Below are 22,269 nucleotides of genomic sequence, written 5' to 3' on the forward strand. Positions count from 1 at the left end.
TAAAGATAGTAGGTCACAATGCTGCTAAACCTCACTAATTGATGAATGGGCATCTTGAATTGATGTATGGAGCAAACTAATTGTTATATTTTCTTTTTGGCTTTTTACTGGCCAAATACACTCCAACAAGTACAAAGGCCATTGCTGCTGTTTTGACTAAGGTAAGTTGGTCTTTTCCCGATAGGAGTGCGTATAAAATGCCTACCAAGGGTTGCATGTAAGCAAACGCGCCCACTGTAGAAGCTTTGAGCTGTGTCAATGCAAATATGTTGAACAAATAGGTCAAAAAAGTTGTTCCAATAACCACAAATGCAATGGATCCATAAACCCAAAGTGGGAGAGTTGCCCATTCTATTTCCAATACCTCAGGTAGAGTTAAGGGCAGGTTGATAATAAAAGCAATAGCAAAAAGCCATTTCATTAACGTAAAGGGATGATATGTTTCAATCAGCTTTTTTACTACCACCAAATAGGCACCGTATGCAGTTGCATTGATTATAAATAAAAAGTTGCCCAATGGTATATTGGGAGCATCTTGGCGGATTTCTGCCCCGAAAAGAATAAGTCCAACAGCGCCTATAAAACCCATAAGAATACCCAACCCCTTGTTCCATGTGATTTTTTCTTTCAAAAATAGGGCGGAGATAATTACGACTATTATAGGACTAATAGTGATTAGAACCGCACTATTTATTGGTGTGGAAAGTTGTAGTCCTTTAAAAAAAGAAAGCATATTTATAGACATTCCCAAAACGGAACATATCAGTAATCTGCCCCAATCCCTTTTTTCTATTTTTTCTTTAGGACCAAACAAGGAAATCAACCAAAAAATCAGCGTAGCGCCACCTACCCGTATAAAAATAAAACCAAAAGGTTTTACATGTACAGGCATAGCTCCTTTGGCCACTGTGTGGTTTATACCATATATAATGGTGGCGCCAATGGCGGCCAAAATGGCAAAGGTTCTTTTGCTCATTGATGTAGAGCTACTTTGGCAGCTTGTACCGTTTTTTTGGAGTTGCCAATAAAGATTTGTCCGTCAACCAAAACCACCGGTCTTTTTAAAAAAGTATAATGTTCTAAAATCAATTTTTGGTAATCGGTTTCCGAAAGTGACTTTTCATGAAGTCCTCTTTGTCGAAAAAGCATGGCCCTTCTACTAAAAAGTGACTCATAACTGCCACTTAATTTCGCCATTTCTTCCAATTGTTCAGGTGTAACGGGTTCAGATTTTATTTCTTGAAGTTCCACTCCTTCCAATGGTTCCAATTCTTTGAGAATGCGCTTACAGGTAGAACAACTGCCCAGATGATATATTTTTTTCATAAACCTAGTATTGGAAGAACAAAGGAAATCAAAAATGTTATAAAATAACGTGCGAACATATAAATTAAACAGCTTTTATAAATGGTGTGTATTTTATTGTGGGATTTTGTGATGTATGTGGGGCGCTTTTAAGATTTTAGGGCTAGTTTTATGGCACCAAATAGCAACTTATGGAAAAAACGTTCGACATTCTTCTAAAAAACAGAAAACTACTTCACAATTTTTTGCAAAATACACCTAAAGAGGAATTGTTTAAAGTTCCCGAAGGATTCAATAATAATATTTGGTGGAACATTGCCCATGTGGTGGTAACATTGGAATTGTTGACGTACAAATTGAGCGGTCTGGATTTTACCATTGAAGAAGAATTGGTCAACAAGTACAAAAAAGGCACTTTTCCGGAAGGGGAACCTTCTGAAGCTGAAATGGAAAAGATAGCTGACTACCTGTTTAGCACCGTAAAGCATATACAGCTCGATTACGAACAAGGTAAGTTCAAGAACTACAAGGAATATATGACCACTCCTAAAATTGGGTTGACCTGTGCCGAGGATGCTCTGTCCTTTAATGTCTTTCATGAAGGACTACATTTGGGTGCGATTTTGGCCTTAAAGAAAGCATTGGCCAAAAGCTAGATTTCCTTATTTCATCTAGATTGATTCTTTGGAAGTTTATTTGTTTTTGAGAAGTTTATTTTTTGGGTTTAATCTTTATACATTGATTATTGGAATGTAACTGAATGAAAATCAGTTATATTTGTTTTCAAATAGTTTAAGAACCCAAATCTTAATCAAAAATGAAACACTACCACTTATGCAGTGGAGTCCTATTGGTACTCCTTATTTTTTCTTTTCAAAACGGATTTTCTCAAAGGGGCAACCTTTCCCTGGGTTTGGCACCAAGTTATAAAACCGATGGTTACGGCATACAACTCAATGCAAACTATTATCATAGCTCCACCGATTACATGCAAGTTGCCTTAGTGGCTGCTTTTTCCAAAGAAAAACCTAATTCTGGCGTAGAATTTCCGTATGAGGATTACCTGTTCAATTTTGGGTATTTTACAACCGTGCTAACTTCTCCAAAGCGAGGTATTTTCTTTTATTTTGGTGGCGGTCCATCTTTAGGGTATAAGTATATAAATAATGGAGACACCTATTTTGCATTTGATGCCCTTGAGGCGGAGAGCAGCTTTATCTATGGGGTATACGCTTCCTTTGAAATGGATTTCTTTATTTCTGACTCGTTTTCTTTGATAATACCCATTAATGGATATTATCATTTTAATAGCGACCTGAACGATTCCACCGTTTTATTGGGTGCAGGGATACGCTATTATTTTAAATGAATATCATTCTAAATTTTCGCCTTTCGTTTTAGATACAGGTTGATTTCGTTGTAAGGCAACAACAATACTATTGGTCCATCGGCGTAGGAGGCCACTTCGTATTGATTGTAGATGAGTTGGAGGCCTTCTTTGGTGTAACCCATATTTTGTGATAAAAAAAACGAATCACCTTCAAACATAAACCCAGTAGCGTTTATATTTTCATCTTGTGGTATTTTTTCTTGAATTCTAAACTTGGTTTCGGCAAAATCCTCAAAGCCATCCATATCATCAAAAAGTTCCCAGTTCTCCAGCTCTTCGCCTTGTCTTTTGTCAAAATTTAAAAAAGATGTGGAAGCGTACCCATGGGCGCCACCTGTAAAGGAATATGAGTTTAATAGCAATGTAATAATGTTTTCGTCCTCATAGACTATTTCCCCGTCTATAGTGGCTTCCCAAGGCACTTCATCAGAAAACTTGGCCTTAAGTTCTTTGTAACTACTAGTAAAAGATTGCAATGCTTTGTCCACATTATCAATAGTTTCGTCTTCGGTAAAGGATAAAATACTGATGATTTCTTCTTGAACAGACCTGTTTATTGCTTCGGAAACAGCCGAATCATCCAATGCAGTGGGAATATTAATTTCTATCAAGGGACACCCTTCGCAATTTTCACCTATCAATTGGGTTGGTTCAAATGTAAGTTTGTTCTCTGTTTGGCAACCTGTCAAAAGGGACAGGAAAAAGATTGTGCCAAAGTATTTTCTCATAGATAAAGGTTTTTGGGTCATCAAAAATAAGACTTCGTTGATTAGACCGAAAGATAACGATACATTTGTATGAAGAAAGTTTTAACATGAGTAAAAAAGAGTTAAAATTTAACAGTAAAGTTATCCATGGCGGACAGCAACCCGATGAGGCATATGGCGCGGTAATGATGCCAATTTACCAAACCTCCACCTACGCGCAGCCCACTCCGGGAGGGCACAAGGGTTACGAATATTCCCGAGGTTCAAATCCTACTCGAACTGCTTTGGAAAAGTCAGTGGCCAGTTTGGAAAATGGGAACTTTGGAATGGCATTTGGCAGTGGGATGGCCGCTATTGATGCCGTAATGAAACTTTTGCGCCCTGGTGATGAGGTGATTTGCACAAGCGACCTATATGGAGGAAGTTACCGACTTTTTAAACAGGTTTTTGAAAAATACGGCATAAAGTTTCTGTTTTCGGATATGGTTGATATGGAAAAACTGGCTTCGCAGGTTACAGAAAACACGAAGCTGGTCTGGGTAGAAACTCCAACCAATCCCATGATGAACATTATAGATATTCGGGCTGTAGCAAAGATTACCAAACAACATAAAATAATATTGGGCGTGGACAATACATTTGCCACTCCTTATTTACAACGGCCATTGGAATTGGGAGCAGATTTAGTGATGCATTCTGCTACAAAATATTTGGGAGGACACAGTGATGTAGTGGCAGGGGCCTTGGTGGTAAAGGATGAAAACTTGGCGGAGCAACTCTACTTTATTCAAAAAGCCAGTGGTGGAATTTGTGGGCCAATGGACAGTTTTTTAACCCTTCGAGGCATAAAAACCCTTCATGTACGAATGCAGCGACATTGTGAAAACGGTGAAACCATTGCCAAATATTTAAAGAATCACCCTAAAATCGATATTGTCTACTGGCCTGGGTTCGAACATCACCCTAATCACGATATCGCCAAAAAACAGATGGATGGCTTTGGGGGGATGATTTCTTTTGTGCCCAAAGGAGGAAATTACGAACAGGCCATAAAAATTGTGGAGCAATTGAAAATATTTACCCTGGCGGAATCGTTAGGAGGTATTGAAAGTTTAGTTGGGCATCCGGCAAGTATGTCTCACGGTAGCATTCCTAAGAATGAGCGCGAAAAAAATGGAGTGGTTGATGCCTTAATCAGGTTGAGCGTAGGTATTGAAGATGTAGAAGATTTGATTACCGATTTGGAACAGGCCTTAAAATAAGATTTTCTGAAAAAGTTGTACTATATATATTTAAATTATTGAAATAGTATAATTTTGGCCTTAATATCATAATTCAATAAAGAAAGTGCTTTTCGTAGGCGAAAAAGCAATCAATTTTAACCGATATATGGAAGAAAAAATAAAGGTATTTATGGATGAGGTGATTTCCAGAAATGGTCATGAACCGGAATTCATACAAGCAGTGCAGGAGGTGGCGGAAACCGTGATACCTTATATAGAACAGCACGACATATATCACGGAAAAAGTATTCTATTGCGAATGGTAGAACCTGAGCGAATGATTATGTTCCGTGTTGTATGGCTAGATGATGAAGGGAAAATCCATGTAAACCGTGGGTATCGGATTCAAATGAACTCTGCCATTGGGCCTTACAAAGGGGGACTTCGTTTTCACCCTACCGTAAATACCAGTGTGTTGAAGTTTTTAGCATTTGAGCAAGTCTTTAAAAATAGTTTGACCACCTTGCCCATGGGCGGAGGAAAAGGAGGCTCCGATTTTGATCCAAAAGGTAAATCAAACGATGAGATTATGCGTTTTTGCCATGCTTTCATGACAGAGCTGTGCCGACATATAGGCCCTAATACCGACATACCTGCCGGAGATATAGGAGTAGGTACTCGCGAAATCGGTTATCTGTTCGGGATGTACAAAAAAATTCGGAACGAATTTACGGGTGTGCTCACAGGTAAAGGACTTTCTTGGGGAGGCTCTTTGATTCGACCAGAAGCTACTGGTTATGGTGCCGTTTATTTCGCCGACAGTATGCTAAAAACCAAAAACGAGACCTTTGAAGGTAAAAAAGTGGTAATCTCAGGTTCTGGAAATGTGGCCCAATATGCAGCGGAAAAGGTGTTACATCTTGGAGGTACTGTATTAACACTTTCCGACTCTGGTGGATTTATCTATGATAAAGATGGTATTGATGAGGAAAAGCTTGCCTTTGTGATGGATTTAAAAAACAACAAAAGAGGAAGAATTTCAGAATATGTAGATCGGTATCCATCAGCAGAATTCTATCAAGGGGAAAGACCGTGGAAAATAGCTTGCGATATCGCATTGCCATGTGCAACACAAAACGAATTGAACGGCGATGCAGCAGAAACCTTGATTAAGAACGGATGTATTACGGTGGCAGAAGGAGCCAACATGCCTTCTACCCCAGAGGCAATTCACGCTTTTCATGAGGCGAAAATCTTGTTCGCTCCTGGAAAAGCTTCTAATGCTGGTGGTGTGGCCACTTCCGGATTGGAAATGAGCCAAAACTCTCTTCGTATTAGCTGGACTAGGCAAGAAGTGGACAAACGATTAAAGGGAATTATGGTTGATATCCACGATTCTTGTGTGAAATACGGAAAGGATAACAACGGGTATTGCAACTATGTAAAAGGAGCGAATATTGCAGGTTTTGTAAAAGTTGCAGATGCGATGTTGGCGCAAGGAGTGATATAAAAATACCATCTAGAATGGTTTTTGGTTGGCAGTTACCAGAAGTAGTGGTTACATTTACACTTCTGGTAACTGCTTTTTTTTAGCCCATGCAAATCACGACCAAGGCCATTGTACTTTCATCCTTAAGATATGGGGACACTAGCCTTATTGTAAGGGTATTTACACAATCAGATGGGGTAAAGTCGTATTTGTTAAAAGGTGTTTTTGGTTCTAAAAAAGCTAAAATCCGTCCTGCTTATTTTTTGCCACTAATGCAGTTGGAAATTGTTGCCAACCACAAGAATAAGGGAACCTTGGAAAGCATTAGAGATGTTAAAGTAGCTGTTCCATACCAAACCATGCACACCGATATTGTAAAAAACAGCATGGTATTGTTTTTGGCTGAAATGTTAGGGATAAGTATTCAAGAACAAGAACAGGATGAAAGCCTTTTTAATTATTTGACCTATGCCTTAAATTGGATGGATGGCCACAAGCTTTCACCTAATTTCCACATCTTATTCTTGCTCAACCTCACCAAGTATTTAGGCTTTTATCCCGACACTTCTAATCCAGATATGCCGTTTTTTGATCTATTGGAAGGGGGGTTTTGTGAGACGCCATCCCTTAACCCGTTGATTCATAATGAAGTGCTGTATGATTTTAAAAAGTTTTTAGGCACGGATTTTGAGGCATTACAGGCAATAAAATTAACTAAGTCTAACAGGCGAGAACTCTTAAAAATGGTTGTTCAGTATTTCCGATTACATATACATGGATTCCGGGAACCAAAGTCACTTGCCGTATTAAATGCAGTATTTACTTAAAAATGCAAAACCTAAAACCAACCTTAACCCTATTTACATTATTCTTTACCCTAATATTTTACGCACAAGAAGTAACTGTTCTGGACGCTGATACAGGAACACCAGTAAACAACATTGCTATTTTTAATAAAAATCAGTCAAAAACCACCATTACAGATTTCAATGGGAAGAGTGAGCTCGATATTTTTACTCACCAAGAAAGAATCACATTTAAGCACATCAGTTATGAAACCTATACCACGACTAAAGATCAAATTTTACGAAGAGGGAACAGAATCTATCTTCAGTTAAAAACCGAAGAACTCCAAGAAGTTGTTATGTCGGTCTCTAAATGGGAACAGCAGAAAAAAAATGTTCCCCAAAAAATTGAAACCTTTGATGCCCGAAGTATAGCTTTCAGCGCACCACAGACGTCCGCTGACCTATTGCAGAATAGTGGTAAAGTGTTTGTTCAAAAAAGCCAATTGGGCGGAGGTAGTCCAATGATCAGGGGGTTTGCTACAAATAGAATTTTGTTGTCCGTAGATGGTGTTCGAATGAACAACGCCATATTTAGGGGCGGCAACCTCCAAAATGTAATATCTATTGACCCTTTCACAATTAAAAAAGCAGAGGTGACCTTTGGGCCGGGCTCTGTTATCTACGGTAGTGATGCCATTGGGGGCGTAATGAATTTTTATACCCAGACCCCTCATTTCTCATATGCCGATAGCTTAGCTTTTTCAGGAAATGTAAATTACAGATATGCATCGGTCAATAATGAAAACACCGCCCATGTAGATTTTAATTTTGGGAAGAAAAAATGGGCATCGTATACCAGTTTTACCTATAATAATTTTGATGATTTAAAAATGGGTGAGCATGGTCCCGACTCTTATTTGAGAAACAACTTTGTAATTCGTCAAAATGGAACTGATGTTTTGGTGGAAAATGATGACCCTAAAAAGCAAGTTACCTCGGGCTATAGCCAAATTAATTTACTGCAAAAATTTGCGTACAAACCTAATAATACATGGAATTATGATATGGGCTTGTATTATTCCGAAACCTCTAATTTTTCCAGATATGACAGGTTAATTAGACCTAATAGCGATGGTGATGGCCTTCGTTCTGCAGAGTGGTATTATGGTCCACAAAAATGGTTTATGGGTAATTTTCAAATTACCCATAAAGGAAAAAATAAATTCTATGATGGGGTAAAATTGACAACAGCATACCAATTTTTTGAAGAAAGTAGACACGACAGGGGTTTTCAAGATTTGGAACTTTATTCAACAAGTGAAAAAGTGGACGCCCTATCGGTGAATTTGGATTTTGAAAACAAGAAAATGGGTAATCTTCACCTTTATTATGGGACCGAATATATATTTAACAAGGTAGATTCCAAAGGAAGTGTCCGCAATATTGAAACCGATGAAAAATCGGAAACACCTTCACGATATCCCGATGGTGCCACTTGGCAGACCTTGGCTGGGTATATAAATGGGGAGTACCAGTTAAATCCTACCCTTTCCTTATTATCAGGTATTCGATATAGTCAAGTTTGGGTAGATGCTCAGTTCGATTCAACTTTTTATTCCTTTCCATTTGATGAAGCTGATATTGTTACTGGAGCACTCACCGGTAGTTTGGGGCTTAGTTGGTTCCCGAAGTCTGATTTGCAGGTAACATTAAATGGTTCCACAGGATTTAGAGCACCCAATATTGATGATATCGGAAAAATATTTGAATCAGAACCAGGGTCGGTGGTTGTACCAAATCCCGATCTGGAGCCGGAGTATGCCTATAATGGTGAATTGGGGCTTAGAAAAAACTTTAAAGATGTGGTGGTGCTGAAAGGTGCTACCTATTATACTTACTTGGTAGATGCCTTGGTGCGAAGGGATTTTTCTTTTGATGGACAAACGGAAATTGACTACAACGGCGTACCAAGTAATGTACAAGCAATTCAAAATGCTGCAAAGGCCTATGTGTACGGGTTTGAGTTTGGATTGGAAGCCTTTTTTAGTGAGAATCTTTCGCTAACTTCCAATTTAACGTTCACAGAAGGGGTCGAGGAGGATGATGATGGCACGGATAGTCCATCACGGCATGCTGCACCCACTTTTGCCGACGTTCACCTAATTTGGGAAAATCAAAAATTAAAAACCGATATTTTTCTTAATTATAACGGAGAGGTGAGTAATGATGATCTGGCACTTTCGGAACAAAGTAAAACCTATATGTATGCGAGCGATGCAGATGGAAATCCATATTCCCCTTCTTGGTACACTTTTAATGTAAGATCACAATATCAAATAACCAATGCGTTGAAAGCTTCTGTAAGTTTGGAAAATGTGACGAACCAACGATATAGAACGTATTCCTCGGGTATTACCGCAGCAGGAACCAATCTAGTTTTGGGATTGGGATATATGTTCTAAATAAACAAAGGCTCGGAATTTACCGAGCCTTTTCTTTAGTAAATATTTTTCACAAATGTAAGCGTGCAGGTTTACATACTATCAATAGCTTTTTTGGCTGCATCCTTCATGTCTTCTCCTACTTCTTTTGCGCTATCCATGGTTTCTTCACCAGCTTTTTTGATGCTATCCATTGCCTTTTCACCCAGTTCTTTAGCATCTTCGCCAGCTTCTTTCATTGCGTCCTTGGTGTCCTCAGCAGCTTTTTTTAAATCCGTGCCAACCTCATCCAATGTTTCTACGGCCTCTTCGGTGGCCTCTTCTGTTTTGTCTTTGGCATCCTTGCAAGATGTCATTACAGACATCGACAAAGTCAGGGCCATTGTAGCAATCAGTACTTTTTTCATAATTAAAATGGTTAAGTGTTAATAACATAGTAAGATAGGAAAATTATTGTAATCATGGGATTACGTGCTTATCATATTTAGGTTAAGGGAATTATGCAAATTCTAATCCCAAAAGGGAGGGTATAATTCCATCTAAAATTTATAATTTTGCAAACTTGGAATTCTAGTAGAAGAAGTAGCATATGAAGTTTGCGGAATATAAGGGATTGGATTTACCAAAAGTATCTGACGAAGTTCTTGACTTTTGGAAAGACAAACAGATTTTTGAAAAGAGCGTTTCCACAAGGGAAGGTAAGGAGAGCTATGTGTTTTATGAAGGTCCTCCATCTGCAAACGGTATGCCGGGAATCCACCATGTTATGGCACGTACCATAAAGGATATATTTCCGAGATACAAAACCATGAAAGGGTATCAGGTAAAAAGAAAAGCCGGCTGGGACACCCATGGTCTGCCTGTTGAAATTGGTGTGGAAAAGGAACTTGGAATCACCAAAGAGGATATTGGAAAAAAAATATCGGTAGAAGATTACAATGCGGCCTGTAAAAAAGCGGTGATGCGTTACACCGACGTATGGAACGAAATGACCGAAAAAGTGGGGTATTGGGTGGATATGGATGATCCATACATCACGTACAAGCCCAAATATATGGAATCCGTTTGGTGGTTGCTCAAACAGATTTACGACAAAGGACTTATATATAAAGGCTACACCATACAGCCCTATTCACCAAAAGCAGGTACCGGTTTAAGCTCACATGAACTGAACCAACCAGGTACCTACCAAGATGTAACGGACACCACGGTTACGGCCCAGTTTAAGGCCAAGCGCGACTCATTGCCCAATTTTTTGAAACATATTGAGGCAGATATACATTTGATGGCATGGACAACAACTCCGTGGACACTTCCATCGAACACTGCATTGACGGTAGGCCCGAAAATTGATTATGTACTCGTAAAATCCTATAACCAATACACTTTTGAGCCAATTAATGTAATAGTGGCCAAAAATTTGGTTGGTTATAATTTTTCTGGAAAGTTCTCCAAAGTTGAGACCGAGGAAGAACTACTATCATACCAAGAAGGCGATAAAAAGATTCCATTCTTAGTGGGCGAAAGCTTTGTGGGCAAGGATTTGGTCGGCATTCAGTACGAGCAGTTGATAGATTATGTACAGCCCTATCAAAACCCAGAGAATGCGTTCCGAGTAATTTCCGGAGATTTTGTGACTACCGAGGATGGTACGGGAATCGTACATACAGCGCCCACCTTTGGTGCGGACGATGCCTTGGTGGCAAAACAAGCTAAACCAGAGGTGCCCCCGATGTTGATTTTGGACGAAAACGACAATCCAGTACCATTGGTGGATCTTCAAGGTAAATTTAGACCGGAACTCAAAGAATTTGGTGGTAAGTACGTAAAGAACGAATACTACGAGGATGGCGAAGCGCCAGAAAAGTCCATAGATGTAGAAATTGCTATCAAACTAAAAATTGAGAACAAGGCCTTTAAGGTGGAAAAGTATGTACACAGTTATCCGAATTGTTGGCGTACGGACAAACCCATCCTATATTATCCTTTGAATTCGTGGTTCATTAAGGTGACAGATGTCAAGGACCGTATGTTTGAGTTGAATCAGACCATCAATTGGAAGCCAAAATCCACCGGAGAAGGTAGATTTGGCAACTGGCTGGCCAATGCGAACGACTGGAATTTGTCCCGATCCAGGTATTGGGGTATACCTTTACCTATATGGCGTACCGAAGATGGTAAAGAGGAACTGATGGTTGGATCTGTAGAAGAATTAAAGTCGGAAATGGCCAAAGCCGTTACGGCTGGTATTCTTGAGAAAGATGTCTTCGAAGACTTTGTAGTGGGTGACATGAGCGAGTCTAATTATGATAAAATAGACCTGCATAAAAATATAGTTGACGAGATTACTTTGGTTTCTCCATCAGGTCAGCCAATGAAACGCGAAGCTGACCTTATCGATGTTTGGTTTGATAGCGGTTCCATGCCCTATGCACAATGGCACTACCCTTTTGAGAACAATGAGTTAATTGATGACGGGGTTGCATTCCCGGCCAACTTCATTGCAGAAGGTGTAGACCAGACCCGAGGTTGGTTCTATACGCTCCATGCCATTGCAACGATGGTTTTTGATAGTATTGCATACAAAAATGTGGTCTCCAATGGACTTGTTTTGGACAAAGAGGGCAAAAAGATGTCCAAACGACTGGGTAATGCGGTTGACCCGTTTGAGGTGTTGCCGGAACATGGACCCGATGCCACTCGTTGGTACATGATTTCCAATGCCAACCCATGGGACAACTTAAAGTTTGATATTGAAGGAATTGTGGAAGTAAAGCGAAAGTTCTTCGGAACACTTTACAACACCTATTCCTTTATGGCGCTATATGCCAATATTGATGAATTTGATTATTCTGAAGCCGATACCCCATTAAAAGATAGGCCAGAGATTGATCAATGGATTTTGTCAGAGCTACACACTTTGATAAAAAATGTGGATGAAGCATATAAAGATTACGAAGCTACTCGTGCAGCACGGATGATTTCCGATTATGTGCAGGAAAACTTGAGTAATTGGTATGTTCGCTTAAGTAGAAGGCGTTTCTGGAAAGGTGATTACCAACAGGATAAAATTTCTGCCTACCAAACCTTATATACATGTTTGGCGACAGTGGCTAAATTGTCCGCACCAATTGCTCCGTTCTTTATGGATCGGTTGTACAAAGACTTGGATGCGACCACAAAAAAGGATGGTTATGAAAGTGTCCACCTTGCAGATTTTCCGGTTTTTGATTCCAAAATGGTCAACAAGGACCTGGAACGCAAGATGCAATTAGCGCAAAAAATTTCTTCTTTGGTGCTTTCCATCCGTCAAAAAGAAAAAATAAAAGTACGTCAACCACTTCAAAAAATCATGATTCCGGTTTTAGATGATGAACAAAGAAGTGATATCGAAGCTGTGTCGAATTTGGTAAAATCTGAGGTCAACGTAAAAGAAATCCAGTTGTTGGACGACGCTTCGGGAATCTTGGTGAAACAAATCAAACCCAACTTTAAAGTATTGGGTCCAAAATTTGGCAAGGACATGAAGGCCATAGCCACTGAAGTTTCGAAATTAGGCCAAGAAGACATCCAAAAAATTGAACGCAACGGAGAAATATTGCTACAATTGGAAAATAAAACCGTTAATTTACAGTTAACCGATGTAGAGATAAGTTCCCAAGACATTGAAGGTTGGCTGGTAGCGAGCTCAGGTCCGTTGACTGTAGCATTGGATGTGACCATAGACGACATTTTGAGGAAAGAAGGTATCGCCAGAGAATTGGTAAACCGAATCCAAAACCTAAGAAAGGAATCTGGATTTGAGGTGACTGATAAGATTGATATAAAAATATTGAAGGACGGCTTTGTAGAAAATGCGGTTTCCAGTAATGAGGAATACATAAAAACGGAAACCTTGACCGCCGAGTTGAATTTCGAAGAAAAACTTGAAGAAGGCATTGCAATTGCCTTTGATGAGGTGAACACAAAATTGTTTATTCAAAAACACTAGAAAATGGCAGAAGATTCAAAAGTAAGATACTCCGATCAGGACCTTGCAGAATTCAGGGCTTTGATAGAAGAGAAAATAGAAAAAGCCCAAAAACATTTGGAGCTATTAAAAAGCTCTTATATGAACGATGGCAATAATGGTACGGACGATACATCACCTACTTTTAAGGCGTTCGAAGAAGGTTCCGCCACCATGAGCAAAGAAGCAAACACCCAGTTGGCAATTCGTCAAGAGAAGTTTATTAGAGACCTTAAGAATGCCTTGTTAAGAATTGAGAACAAAACCTATGGTGTTTGCAGGGTAACCGGAAAGCTGATCAATAAGGAGCGATTAAAGCTTGTACCCCACGCTACATTGAGCATCGAGGCGAAGAACATGCAGAAATAATCAAAGCGCCTTCGGGCGTTTTTTTCTTATGAGGCCGCTGTTCTTTTTATTTGTCTTTTTTATGCTCGTGCACGTTCACGGCCAAAAATTGGTAAGGAAGGCCTTCATAGATCCTAGGACCGAAACCATTCAGATTGATGCCCAATACTGTTACCGAATCGATTTAAAGACGACGTTATCTAGTAATGTTCAGGTTGCTGCCAGTATGGAAGGTGAATATGCGAAAGATTTATTGGTTTCCATCAAAGAAAGTGGGACCACCGCATTGATAAAGGCAGATTTTCAACCACTTTTTGTAAATCCAAATGATAAGTTGAGTGCACACAAAGTTGTTTCCATAGCTTTGGAAATAAGTGTGCCAGAATATAAAAATGTGAAGGTTTTTGGTACTAATACCAATGTATATGTCACGGGAAAATATGAGAATTTGAACATCACCTTGTCCGATGGGCGCTGTTCCTTGGAAAATGTATCGGAATCTGTTGAGGTTACCACCCAAAAGGGAGATATCATGGTGATGGCCCCGAGTGGGGACATTCTGGCAAAAAGCTTGTACGGTAATGTACAGAAAGAGTTTATTCCTTTTGGACACCATCAATTTGTTCTAAAGACTATTGAAGGGGATATCATTCTCACTAAAACAAAATAATATCCATATTTTAGCAATCCTTTAGTTAAAAGCATGAGTTTAAAAAAGTCCCTTATTATTATCATTTTGATTCTGCTTGTGGATCAAATAAGTAAAATCTACATCAAAACCAGTTTTATACTCGGTGAATCACATAATGTTTTTAGTTGGTTCAAAATTCTTTTTATAGAAAACGAAGGAGCTGCATGGGGAACAAAATTGAGCGATTTGTTACCGATTTCGGAACCCTTTGGAAAATTGGTTTTAACTATATTCAGGATTTTTGCTGTTTTCGGAATAGCCTACTGGCTTTGGGATATTATAAAAAAACAATCTCCAAAGACCTTGATTTTGGCTGTTTCTTTAATATTTGCAGGAGCTGTGGGGAATATAATAGATTCCGTTTTCTACGGTGTTATTTTTGATCACAGTAACGGACAGGTTGCTACACTTTTTGCAGATGATTCATATGGGAGCCTACTTCATGGCAAGGTGGTGGATATGCTTTATTTTCCATTGGTAGATACAACATGGCCAAGTTGGGTGCCTTCTTGGGGAGGTCAACGCTTCCGATTTTTTGAACCTGTTTTCAATATTGCAGACACCGCGATCAGCACAGGGGTGGGTATTTTAATTGTGTTCAACAAAAAAGCATTTCCAAATCAGGAAGAAAAATAAAAAGTGTTACTGGTTAGAAAGTGTAGATTTGATCAGGAGTAACACAGTAATCTAGTTTTACGTCATTTTCATTAACATCCGTTATAGGCTCATTTTCCGCGCCAAAAAACGATAGACCGATTTTTATAGCTTCTTTATTACACTTGTTCAAAAAAGTGTCGTAATAACCTTTGCCATATCCAACGCGGTTACCTAAAGCGTCAAAAGCTAAAAGCGGCACAAATACCACATCTATTTTATTTTCAGGTATTTCTATCCCATCAATTGGTTCCGGTACACCGTAGGAGCTTTTTTTTATTGTAATGCTATCGGTAAGTAAGTAATTTTTCATTGAATATTTCCCCGACACCTTGGGGACCACAATGTTTTTGTCCTTGCCCTGTAGAAGCGTGATCAAAGGAAGTGTGTCCACCTCGATTTTTTCTTCCATACTCAAAAAGATGTGGTAATAAAAAAAATCCCATATAGGGATTTGAAGCAAACTGTTTGCTAAAATTAAACTAAAATCCGAAGCCTGTACAGAAGATATATCCGCTCTCAGATTTTTGTATTTTTTTCTTAGTTCACGTTTCAACATTTGAATGTTGAAGATTTAGAGGTTGTTCGGGGGTACGGTACTTTTGAATTTACTCTTCTTTTGTGGCAACAGAAAAGAAGATTTTGAAGAAAAGCATCAAAATCAAGTACATTCCCAAAACGATAATATAATTTTCCATCGTATTGTATTTATACCGTTAAATGTAAGTAAAACAATCGAAACTTTTACTGTGAAATGCACTTTTTATCGATGAAATACACATTTTTAGCAACTGTTTAACATTTTTATCCAAATATGTAAGAGTGGTATTGTAGGTTTTCCGTAGTTTTTTTATACAAAAACCCCAGTTTGGGTTTAATCTTCCGTCAACCTGCTATTTTTTATTTTGTCTGTCTTTTAACGTTTTATGGGTTGGAAGCAAGGAAATATCAATGCAGAACGGGAATTGATCAAGTTTAACAAGAAACCCCACAATTAAAATATAAATTTGTTGTAAAGTGTGTTTAGTTCCTATTTTTTCGAACTTCTATGTCAAGACCAACATCTTTAAAAGTACAATTAAGTGCGCTGCCCAACAATCCGGGGGTGTATCAATTTTATGATATTGATGAAAAGATTCTTTATGTTGGCAAAGCCAAAAACCTAAAAAAAAGGGTTTCTTCCTATTTTAATAAAAAGCAGGAATACGGTAAAACCAGGGTGCTTGTTAAGAAAATACATTCCATTAAGCATATTGTTGTGGCTACTGAATCCGATGCACTTTTGTTGGAAAACAATCTGATTAAGAAATTGTTGCCAAGATATAATGTGTTATTAAAGGATGATAAGTCCTATCCTTGGATTTGCATTAAAAATGAACGTTTCCCACGAGTTTTTTCTACACGAAAGCTAATAAAGGATGGTTCGGAGTATTTTGGACCTTACACCAGTATGAAAACAGTTAGAACTCTTTTGGAATTAATAAAGAGTCTATACCCACTACGTACGTGTAATTATGACCTCTCTGAAGAAAAAATTGCAGCAGGAAAATTTAAAGTTTGCCTAGATTATCATTTAGGCAATTGTTTGGGGCCTTGCGAAGGACTGCAAAGCGAGAAGGACTATAATGAACAGATTGAAGACATAAGGCAGATTATTAAAGGCAATTTAAAAAGTTCCATACAAACATTTAAGCAACAAATGAATGAGTTTGCTGATAATATGGAATTTGAAAAAGCTCAGCATGTTAAAGATAAAATTGATATCCTTGAGAATTATCAGGTAAAATCTACAGTGGTAAACCCAAAAATCAACAATGTAGATGTATTTACCATTATTTCTGATGAGACACATGCCTATGTGAACTTTTTACAGATTTCCCACGGAGCTATCATTAGATCGCACGCAATGGAAATAAAAAAGAAGTTGGAAGAAACCGATGAGGAATTATTGCAATTGGCCATAACGGAAATCAGGCAGCGGTTCAATTCCAAATCTAGAGAGGTGTATTTGCCTTTCCCTGTTATGGTAGACGATGATATAAAGGTAACCCTCCCAAAGTTGGGAGATAAACGTAGGATATTGGACCTCTCGGAACGTAATGCGAGATTTTACAGGCAAGATAAATTAAAACAAATCAAAATGACCGATCCTGACCGTCATACCAAAAGGATAATGGCGCAAATGAAGTCGGATTTAAGACTTTCGGAGGAACCACGGCATATTGAGTGTTTTGACAATTCCAATATCCAAGGAAGTAATCCTGTTGCCGCATGTGTTGTTTTTAAAGATGGGAAACCTTCAAAAAAAGAGTATCGACACTTCAATATAAAAACAGTGGAGGGGCCAGATGATTTTGCGAGTATGGAAGAAGTGGTCTTTAGAAGATATAAAAGGTTGCTCGAGGAAGATAAACCTTTACCTCAACTCATTGTAATAGATGGGGGAAAAGGTCAATTGTCTTCTGCCTTAAAAAGTTTGGATGTTTTGGGGCTTCGAGGCAAAATTGCCATTATTGGAATTGCAAAGCGTTTGGAAGAAATTTATTTTCCAGATGATCCTGTGCCACTTTATTTGGACAAAAGGTCGGAATCCCTAAAAATAATCCAACAGCTAAGAAACGAAGCGCACCGGTTTGGAATCACACATCATAGGAATAAAAGGAGTAAAGAAGCTATTAGTTCCGAGTTGGTCGATATTCAAGGAATTGGGGAACAAACTGCGCAACAGTTGTTAAAACAATTCAAATCCGTAAAACGAATCAAAGAAGCATCCTTGGAAAATTTAACAGCCTCCGTTGGAGCATCCAAGGCAAAAAAAATTTATAAAACCTTTCATAAGTAAGCAATGAGAACCAAAGCGATTACCATTACAGTTTTACTTACCTTACTTGGTGTTATGGGCATGGCCCAACATGCTTCTGAAAACAAACCACCTAAAGTAGGACTTGTGCTCAGTGGCGGTGGGGCCAAGGGTTTGGCCCATATCGGAGTATTAAAGGTTATAGAGGAATCCGGTGTTAAAGTTGACTTCATCGGAGGAACAAGTATGGGAGCTATTATTGGCGCATTGTATGCATCCGGTTACTCTGCGAAGCAATTGGACTCCATTTTTAGGAGCACCGATTTTACCAATTTGATACAGGATAATGTTCCAAGAAGTGCTAAAACATTTTATGAAAAAGAAGACTCGGAACGGTATGCCCTTTCACTGCCCTTTGATAATTTTAAAGTGTCGTTTCCGCAAGCAATTTCAGGAGGACAAAACATTTACAATCTTTTGGTGCAGTTACTTTTTCATGTGAAAGATGTACGGGATTTTAGTGAACTGCCGATACCTTTTTTATGTGTAGCCACCGATATGGAAACAGGAGATGAAGTTTTATTGGACAAAGGGTACCTTCCTGAAGCCATTGTGGCCAGCGGGACATTTCCATCGTTATTTGAACCCGCTGAAATAGATGACCAAATTTTAATTGATGGAGGGGTAGTGAACAACTATCCTATAGATTATGTTAAAGCCATGGGTGCAGATATTATAATCGGGGTCGATGTACAGCATGATTTGGCTACGAGGGAATCCCTCTCTTCGGCAACAGAGATTCTTCTCCAAATCAACAATTATCGTACGGTGAACGATATGAAGAGAAAATCCAAAAAAACCGATGTTTATATACGACCGGACATTGAAAAGTTTTCTGTTATTGATTTTGAAAAAGGGAATCAGATTGTGACGAACGGTGAAATATCCGCAAGAGATAAAATTGAAAAGCTGAACCAAATAGCCCAAGCACAAAACAAAGTGTCAAAACCAAGCAATAAGATTGTAATGGTAGATAGTTTGACCATTAATAGGATGATCATTGAAGGGAACGACAGGTATACAAGAGGATTTATAAAAGGTAAGTTAAGGTTCAACTTGGCAGAAAAAATTTCATTCGATGATTTGAGGCAGGGCATAAACAATCTTTCGGCTACTGGAAACTTTAAGGCGATTAGATATGATCTGGTATCCAATGGGTTGGGCACGGATTTAATTTTAAAATTAAAGGAAAACCCAATAAAGATGTTTATAAAAATGTCTGCACACTACGATGATCTGTATAAAAGTGCAGCCCTTATAAACCTTACCAAGAAAAACTTTTTAATGAAAGATGATGTGGCATCTTTTGATTTTATTTTAGGAGACCACATTAGGTACAATATGCAGTACTATTTGGATAAAGGGTATTACTGGAGTTTTGGCATAAACTCCAAGCTGACAGATTTTGATGCCGACGCTGATTTTTCCTTGATCAGAGATAATTTTAATGTGCCGAACGACCCTAATATTCAAAGAATTAATATTGATGTAACGGATCTAACGAATCAAATATACCTGCAAACAGTTCTCAAGGAGGAATTCGCATTTACTATTGGGGCAGAACACAAATTTTTGAACTATAGTACCAGAACATTGAACAAAATAGATCCAGAAGCAGAAATTGCTATTTCGGCATCCAACCAAAGGAGCACATTCGAAAACTCAAACTATTTTAGTGTATTTTCCCAGATTAAATTAGATACCTACGACGATAAATATTTTCCCACGAGTGGCCTGTTGTTTGATGGCGACATGCATTTTTATGCTTTTTCATCGGATTATAACGATAACTTCTCTGAATTGGCTGTTGCAAAAGCCAGGCTAGGGGGTGTTTTCTCCTTGTCTAACAATCTTATTCTAAATATAGAAGCCAGTGGAGGGGTAAAACTAGGAACATCCAAGATATCCTCCTTCGATTTTATTTTGGGAGGTTTTGGGAATAACTTCGTTAACAATTTTGTTCCCTTTTTTGGATATGATTTTCTCAGTATTCCGGGTAACAGTTATGTAAAAGGTTACGGACGTTTGGATTATCGTATTGCTCCAAAGCACCACGCACTATTTTCCGCCAATTTCGCCAATGTTGCCGACGATCTTTTTAGAACTGGAGATTGGTTTGAGGAGCCAAGTTTTTCCGGCTATGGTCTCGGCTACGGTTTTGAATCTTTCTTGGGACCGATTCAATTGTACTATTCCTGGTCACCAGAGATAAGTGACGGTCATTTTTTCGTAAGTGTTGGGTATTGGTTTTGATTTTACCTCTTCATCAAAACGGACAATTATCTTAATTATTTGTCAAAAAAAACAATAAAACCGATCAAAACTATAGGTTTTAGTTAAAGTCCGTTAAAAACGCTTTTTCCTACAAAAGCGTGACGTATCTTTGTATCAACATAAGGGGTGGTTCCCTTATAACTTTAAGTATTGGTTTTTCATAATTTAAAGTTTGGTTGGTTATTTAGGAAAAGCCCAGTTTTAAGACTGGGCTTTTTTTGTATATAATATTTTGGAATAACTTTTGTTTTACTATAAGTAAATGGCATAGCCCCTAATGCAATTTTACTAATTTTATACAATAAATTGTTTATGAAAAAAATACTAACGCCCTTACTTTTACTTCTTTTTGCATTGCCAATCTTTAGTCAAAGTCCAAGGCCAGCATTTAAACCAGGGGAATGGCTTAAGTATAGGATACATTATGGATTCTTAAACGCAAGTTACGCAACCTTGCATTTAACTTCCAGTACATTGGAGGGGGTTCCGGTCTATCATGTTGAGGGTAGGGGAAAAACTACAGGTTTTGCTAGTATTTTTTTTAAAGTTGACGATACGTATGAAAGTTATTTTGACCGTGACTATGGAAAACCATATAAGTTTATTCGGAAAATAGATGAAGGAGGATATACCAAGGATATAGAAATCGATTTCGATTATGAAGAGGATACCGCCCTGCTTAAGGACAACAAAAATGGCACAGAAATAGACATTCCAATACATAATCAAATACAGGATCTGATTTCAGCCTCCTATTTCTTAAGGAGTAATTATAATCTCGAAGAATTTGAAAAGGGCGACTCCATTGATTTGGATTTGCTATTTGATGATGACGGGGTTTTTAGGTTTCAGTTGAAATATTTGGGAAAAGAAATTCTGAGGACCAAGTTTGGAAAGGTGGAATGTCTTAAATTTAGGCCTCTGGTTCAATCTGGCCGTGTATTTAAGGAAAAAGAAAGTTTGACCTTATGGGTATCCAATGATTGGAACAAGATTCCAATCCGAATTAAGGCCGATTTGGCTGTAGGATCTTTAAAAGCCGACCTGGATGGATATAATGGACTTAAGAACCAGTTTAAAATAATAATGAAACAGTAAATGGGCATTAATGGATAAGGATGCAAAAATTGTTTCCCAAATCAACAAGTTAGAAGAAAAGTACAAAAACTCGGGTCAAGACCTAAGTTCTTATTTGGACGGACTTCTTTATCAACGGTACCTTACTTACTGGGATTATATCCACTTGGACACCCTGCTCAGTCTTCAAGTACCGAGAACACATTTCCCGGATGAAGAAATCTTCATCATGTACCACCAAATAACCGAGCTTTACTTTAAACTTATCCTTCACGAACAAAAACAGATTGTAGAGGATAAATCTCAAGACCTTCAATTTTTTATAGAAAAGGCACGGCGGATCAATAGTTACTTTAAAGCGCTTATATCCTCATTCAGCATTATGATAAAAGGAATGGAGCGGGAACAGTTTCTTAGATACCGAATGGCCTTGTTACCTGCAAGTGGATTTCAATCAGCGCAGTATAGAATGATAGAATTTTATGCCACCCCATTGGAAAACTTGGTGCACTCGTCCCAAAGGGATTCATTTTCTTCAGAAGATAGTATCGAAGAGCTTTTCGAACACGTTTATTGGAAGAAAGGAGCGACCGATAAGAGTACTGGGGAAAAAACGTTGACCCTAAAACAATTTGAGGTGAGATATACACCCAGGTTTTTACGTATTGCCAATCAAGTAAAAGAAAGCACCATATATCATAAATACCTACAATTGCCCGATTCTTCCAAAAACAATGAAGAACTAATTTCAGCGTTAAAAGAGTTGGATATGAATGCCAATGTAAATTGGCCATTAATGCACATGGGGTCGGCTCATAGGTATTTGGCCAAAGAAGGAGCGGATATTGAAGCAACAGGAGGAACCAATTGGAAAGCATATTTGCCTCCAAGTTTTCAGAGAATAATATTTTTCCCAACTTTGTACTCAGAATATGAACTGGATACATGGGGAAAAGAATGGGTGGACCATATTTTTAATCCGACAAGTAAAGAATACAAGGAAAAGTAAAGAA

19 protein-coding genes are annotated in these 22,269 nt (G+C 38.3%); 14 read left to right on the forward strand and 5 right to left on the reverse strand.

Annotated elements, in window-relative coordinates:
• Window positions 1–76: 76 nt before the first annotated feature.
• Complete coding sequence (locus MWU56_RS12030; RefSeq protein WP_247044747.1) at window positions 77–976, reverse strand: DMT family transporter; 900 nt, start codon at window positions 974–976, stop codon at window positions 77–79.
• Window positions 973–1,326 carry an arsenate reductase family protein gene (locus MWU56_RS12035; RefSeq protein WP_247044748.1) on the reverse strand — a complete coding sequence of 118 codons (354 nt, stop codon included), beginning with the start codon at window positions 1,324–1,326 and terminating at the stop codon, window positions 973–975. Before MWU56_RS12035 ends, MWU56_RS12030 begins: the two co-directional genes overlap by 4 nt.
• Before the next feature lie 170 nt (window positions 1,327–1,496).
• On the opposite strand from MWU56_RS12035, the gene MWU56_RS12040 reads away from it, so the two are divergent.
• On the forward strand, window positions 1,497–1,961 hold the full coding sequence (locus MWU56_RS12040) for a DinB family protein (protein ID WP_247044749.1): 465 nt from the start codon (window positions 1,497–1,499) through the stop codon (window positions 1,959–1,961).
• 161 nt (window positions 1,962–2,122) lie between these two features.
• Window positions 2,123–2,674 carry a conjugal transfer protein TraO gene (locus MWU56_RS12045; RefSeq protein ID WP_247044750.1) on the forward strand — a complete coding sequence of 184 codons (552 nt, stop codon included), beginning with the start codon at window positions 2,123–2,125 and terminating at the stop codon, window positions 2,672–2,674.
• 8 nt (window positions 2,675–2,682) lie between these two features.
• Here the strand turns inward: MWU56_RS12045 and MWU56_RS12050 are convergent, their stop codons facing one another.
• Complete coding sequence (locus MWU56_RS12050) at window positions 2,683–3,423, reverse strand: DUF3298 and DUF4163 domain-containing protein (RefSeq protein ID WP_247044751.1); 741 nt, start codon at window positions 3,421–3,423, stop codon at window positions 2,683–2,685.
• 86 nt (window positions 3,424–3,509) lie between these two features.
• Here MWU56_RS12050 and MWU56_RS12055 point away from each other — a divergent pair, with 86 nt between their 5' ends.
• From MWU56_RS12055 to MWU56_RS12070, 4 genes are all read left to right on the forward strand, one after another.
• Window positions 3,510–4,664 (forward strand): cystathionine gamma-synthase, encoded by a 1,155-nt coding sequence (locus MWU56_RS12055; RefSeq protein WP_247044752.1) that lies wholly within the window; start codon window positions 3,510–3,512, stop codon window positions 4,662–4,664.
• A 127-nt stretch (window positions 4,665–4,791) separates the two neighbouring features.
• Entirely contained in the window at window positions 4,792–6,135 is a 1,344-nt protein-coding gene (gdhA, locus tag MWU56_RS12060; RefSeq protein ID WP_247044753.1) for an NADP-specific glutamate dehydrogenase, read from the forward strand.
• A gap of 86 nt (window positions 6,136–6,221) precedes the next feature.
• Entirely contained in the window at window positions 6,222–6,941 is a 720-nt protein-coding gene (gene recO, locus MWU56_RS12065; protein WP_247044754.1) for a DNA repair protein RecO, read from the forward strand.
• Window positions 6,942–6,943: 2 nt separating this feature from the next.
• Complete coding sequence (locus MWU56_RS12070; protein WP_247044755.1) at window positions 6,944–9,364, forward strand: TonB-dependent receptor domain-containing protein; 2,421 nt, start codon at window positions 6,944–6,946, stop codon at window positions 9,362–9,364.
• Between the two features lie 71 nt (window positions 9,365–9,435).
• On the opposite strand, the gene MWU56_RS12075 is transcribed toward MWU56_RS12070, so the two are convergent.
• Window positions 9,436–9,750: a hypothetical protein gene (locus MWU56_RS12075; protein ID WP_247044756.1), complete on the reverse strand. Its 315-nt coding sequence runs from the start codon at window positions 9,748–9,750 to the stop codon at window positions 9,436–9,438.
• Between the two features lie 182 nt (window positions 9,751–9,932).
• On the opposite strand from MWU56_RS12075, the gene ileS reads away from it, so the two are divergent.
• The 4 genes from ileS to MWU56_RS12095 all read left to right on the forward strand — a co-directional run bounded on the left by ileS (window position 9,933) and on the right by MWU56_RS12095 (window position 15,027).
• Complete coding sequence (ileS, locus tag MWU56_RS12080; RefSeq protein ID WP_247044757.1) at window positions 9,933–13,334, forward strand: isoleucine--tRNA ligase; 3,402 nt, start codon at window positions 9,933–9,935, stop codon at window positions 13,332–13,334.
• Between the two features lie 3 nt (window positions 13,335–13,337).
• Complete coding sequence (locus MWU56_RS12085) at window positions 13,338–13,721, forward strand: TraR/DksA family transcriptional regulator (protein ID WP_247044758.1); 384 nt, start codon at window positions 13,338–13,340, stop codon at window positions 13,719–13,721.
• A 61-nt stretch (window positions 13,722–13,782) separates the two neighbouring features.
• Complete coding sequence (locus tag MWU56_RS12090) at window positions 13,783–14,370, forward strand: hypothetical protein (RefSeq protein WP_247044759.1); 588 nt, start codon at window positions 13,783–13,785, stop codon at window positions 14,368–14,370.
• Between the two features lie 33 nt (window positions 14,371–14,403).
• Entirely contained in the window at window positions 14,404–15,027 is a 624-nt protein-coding gene (locus MWU56_RS12095; RefSeq protein ID WP_247044760.1) for a lipoprotein signal peptidase, read from the forward strand.
• Window positions 15,028–15,040: 13 nt separating this feature from the next.
• Here the strand turns inward: MWU56_RS12095 and MWU56_RS12100 are convergent, their stop codons facing one another.
• On the reverse strand, window positions 15,041–15,604 hold the full coding sequence (locus tag MWU56_RS12100; RefSeq protein ID WP_247044761.1) for a 5-formyltetrahydrofolate cyclo-ligase: 564 nt from the start codon (window positions 15,602–15,604) through the stop codon (window positions 15,041–15,043).
• Between the two features lie 489 nt (window positions 15,605–16,093).
• Between MWU56_RS12100 and uvrC the strand changes: the two genes are divergently transcribed.
• From uvrC to MWU56_RS12120, 4 genes are all read left to right on the forward strand, one after another.
• Complete coding sequence (uvrC, locus tag MWU56_RS12105) at window positions 16,094–17,887, forward strand: excinuclease ABC subunit UvrC (RefSeq protein WP_247044763.1); 1,794 nt, start codon at window positions 16,094–16,096, stop codon at window positions 17,885–17,887.
• A gap of 3 nt (window positions 17,888–17,890) precedes the next feature.
• Window positions 17,891–20,158: a patatin-like phospholipase family protein gene (locus tag MWU56_RS12110; RefSeq protein WP_247044765.1), complete on the forward strand. Its 2,268-nt coding sequence runs from the start codon at window positions 17,891–17,893 to the stop codon at window positions 20,156–20,158.
• A 333-nt stretch (window positions 20,159–20,491) separates the two neighbouring features.
• The gene (locus MWU56_RS12115) at window positions 20,492–21,277 is read left to right on the forward strand and encodes a DUF3108 domain-containing protein (protein ID WP_247044766.1); all 786 of its coding nucleotides are present in this window, start codon (window positions 20,492–20,494) and stop codon (window positions 21,275–21,277) included.
• 10 nt (window positions 21,278–21,287) lie between these two features.
• Window positions 21,288–22,265 (forward strand): tryptophan 2,3-dioxygenase family protein, encoded by a 978-nt coding sequence (locus tag MWU56_RS12120; protein ID WP_247044767.1) that lies wholly within the window; start codon window positions 21,288–21,290, stop codon window positions 22,263–22,265.
• Window positions 22,266–22,269: the final 4 nt, after the last annotated feature.

It is taken from the genome of Allomuricauda sp. F6463D, assembly GCF_023015965.1.
In the GTDB taxonomy this organism is placed as follows: domain Bacteria; phylum Bacteroidota; class Bacteroidia; order Flavobacteriales; family Flavobacteriaceae; genus Flagellimonas.

Excerpts from the sequence above, each read along its gene's own strand:
- MWU56_RS12030 (WP_247044747.1), bottom strand. The coding sequence starts at position 976 with ATGAGCAAAAGAACCTTTGCCATTTTGGCCGCCATTGGCGCCACCATT.
- MWU56_RS12035 (WP_247044748.1), bottom strand. The coding sequence starts at position 1,326 with ATGAAAAAAATATATCATCTGGGCAGTTGTTCTACCTGTAAGCGCATT.
- MWU56_RS12040 (WP_247044749.1), top strand. The coding sequence starts at position 1,497 with ATGGAAAAAACGTTCGACATTCTTCTAAAAAACAGAAAACTACTTCAC.
- MWU56_RS12045 (WP_247044750.1), top strand. The coding sequence starts at position 2,123 with ATGAAACACTACCACTTATGCAGTGGAGTCCTATTGGTACTCCTTATT.
- MWU56_RS12050 (WP_247044751.1), bottom strand. The coding sequence starts at position 3,423 with ATGAGAAAATACTTTGGCACAATCTTTTTCCTGTCCCTTTTGACAGGT.
- MWU56_RS12055 (WP_247044752.1), top strand. The coding sequence starts at position 3,510 with ATGAGTAAAAAAGAGTTAAAATTTAACAGTAAAGTTATCCATGGCGGA.
- gdhA (WP_247044753.1), top strand. The coding sequence starts at position 4,792 with ATGGAAGAAAAAATAAAGGTATTTATGGATGAGGTGATTTCCAGAAAT.
- recO (WP_247044754.1), top strand. The coding sequence starts at position 6,222 with ATGCAAATCACGACCAAGGCCATTGTACTTTCATCCTTAAGATATGGG.
- MWU56_RS12070 (WP_247044755.1), top strand. The coding sequence starts at position 6,944 with ATGCAAAACCTAAAACCAACCTTAACCCTATTTACATTATTCTTTACC.
- MWU56_RS12075 (WP_247044756.1), bottom strand. The coding sequence starts at position 9,750 with ATGAAAAAAGTACTGATTGCTACAATGGCCCTGACTTTGTCGATGTCT.
- ileS (WP_247044757.1), top strand. The coding sequence starts at position 9,933 with ATGAAGTTTGCGGAATATAAGGGATTGGATTTACCAAAAGTATCTGAC.
- MWU56_RS12085 (WP_247044758.1), top strand. The coding sequence starts at position 13,338 with ATGGCAGAAGATTCAAAAGTAAGATACTCCGATCAGGACCTTGCAGAA.
- MWU56_RS12090 (WP_247044759.1), top strand. The coding sequence starts at position 13,783 with ATGCTCGTGCACGTTCACGGCCAAAAATTGGTAAGGAAGGCCTTCATA.
- MWU56_RS12095 (WP_247044760.1), top strand. The coding sequence starts at position 14,404 with ATGAGTTTAAAAAAGTCCCTTATTATTATCATTTTGATTCTGCTTGTG.
- MWU56_RS12100 (WP_247044761.1), bottom strand. The coding sequence starts at position 15,604 with ATGTTGAAACGTGAACTAAGAAAAAAATACAAAAATCTGAGAGCGGAT.
- uvrC (WP_247044763.1), top strand. The coding sequence starts at position 16,094 with ATGTCAAGACCAACATCTTTAAAAGTACAATTAAGTGCGCTGCCCAAC.
- MWU56_RS12110 (WP_247044765.1), top strand. The coding sequence starts at position 17,891 with ATGAGAACCAAAGCGATTACCATTACAGTTTTACTTACCTTACTTGGT.
- MWU56_RS12115 (WP_247044766.1), top strand. The coding sequence starts at position 20,492 with ATGAAAAAAATACTAACGCCCTTACTTTTACTTCTTTTTGCATTGCCA.
- MWU56_RS12120 (WP_247044767.1), top strand. The coding sequence starts at position 21,288 with ATGGATAAGGATGCAAAAATTGTTTCCCAAATCAACAAGTTAGAAGAA.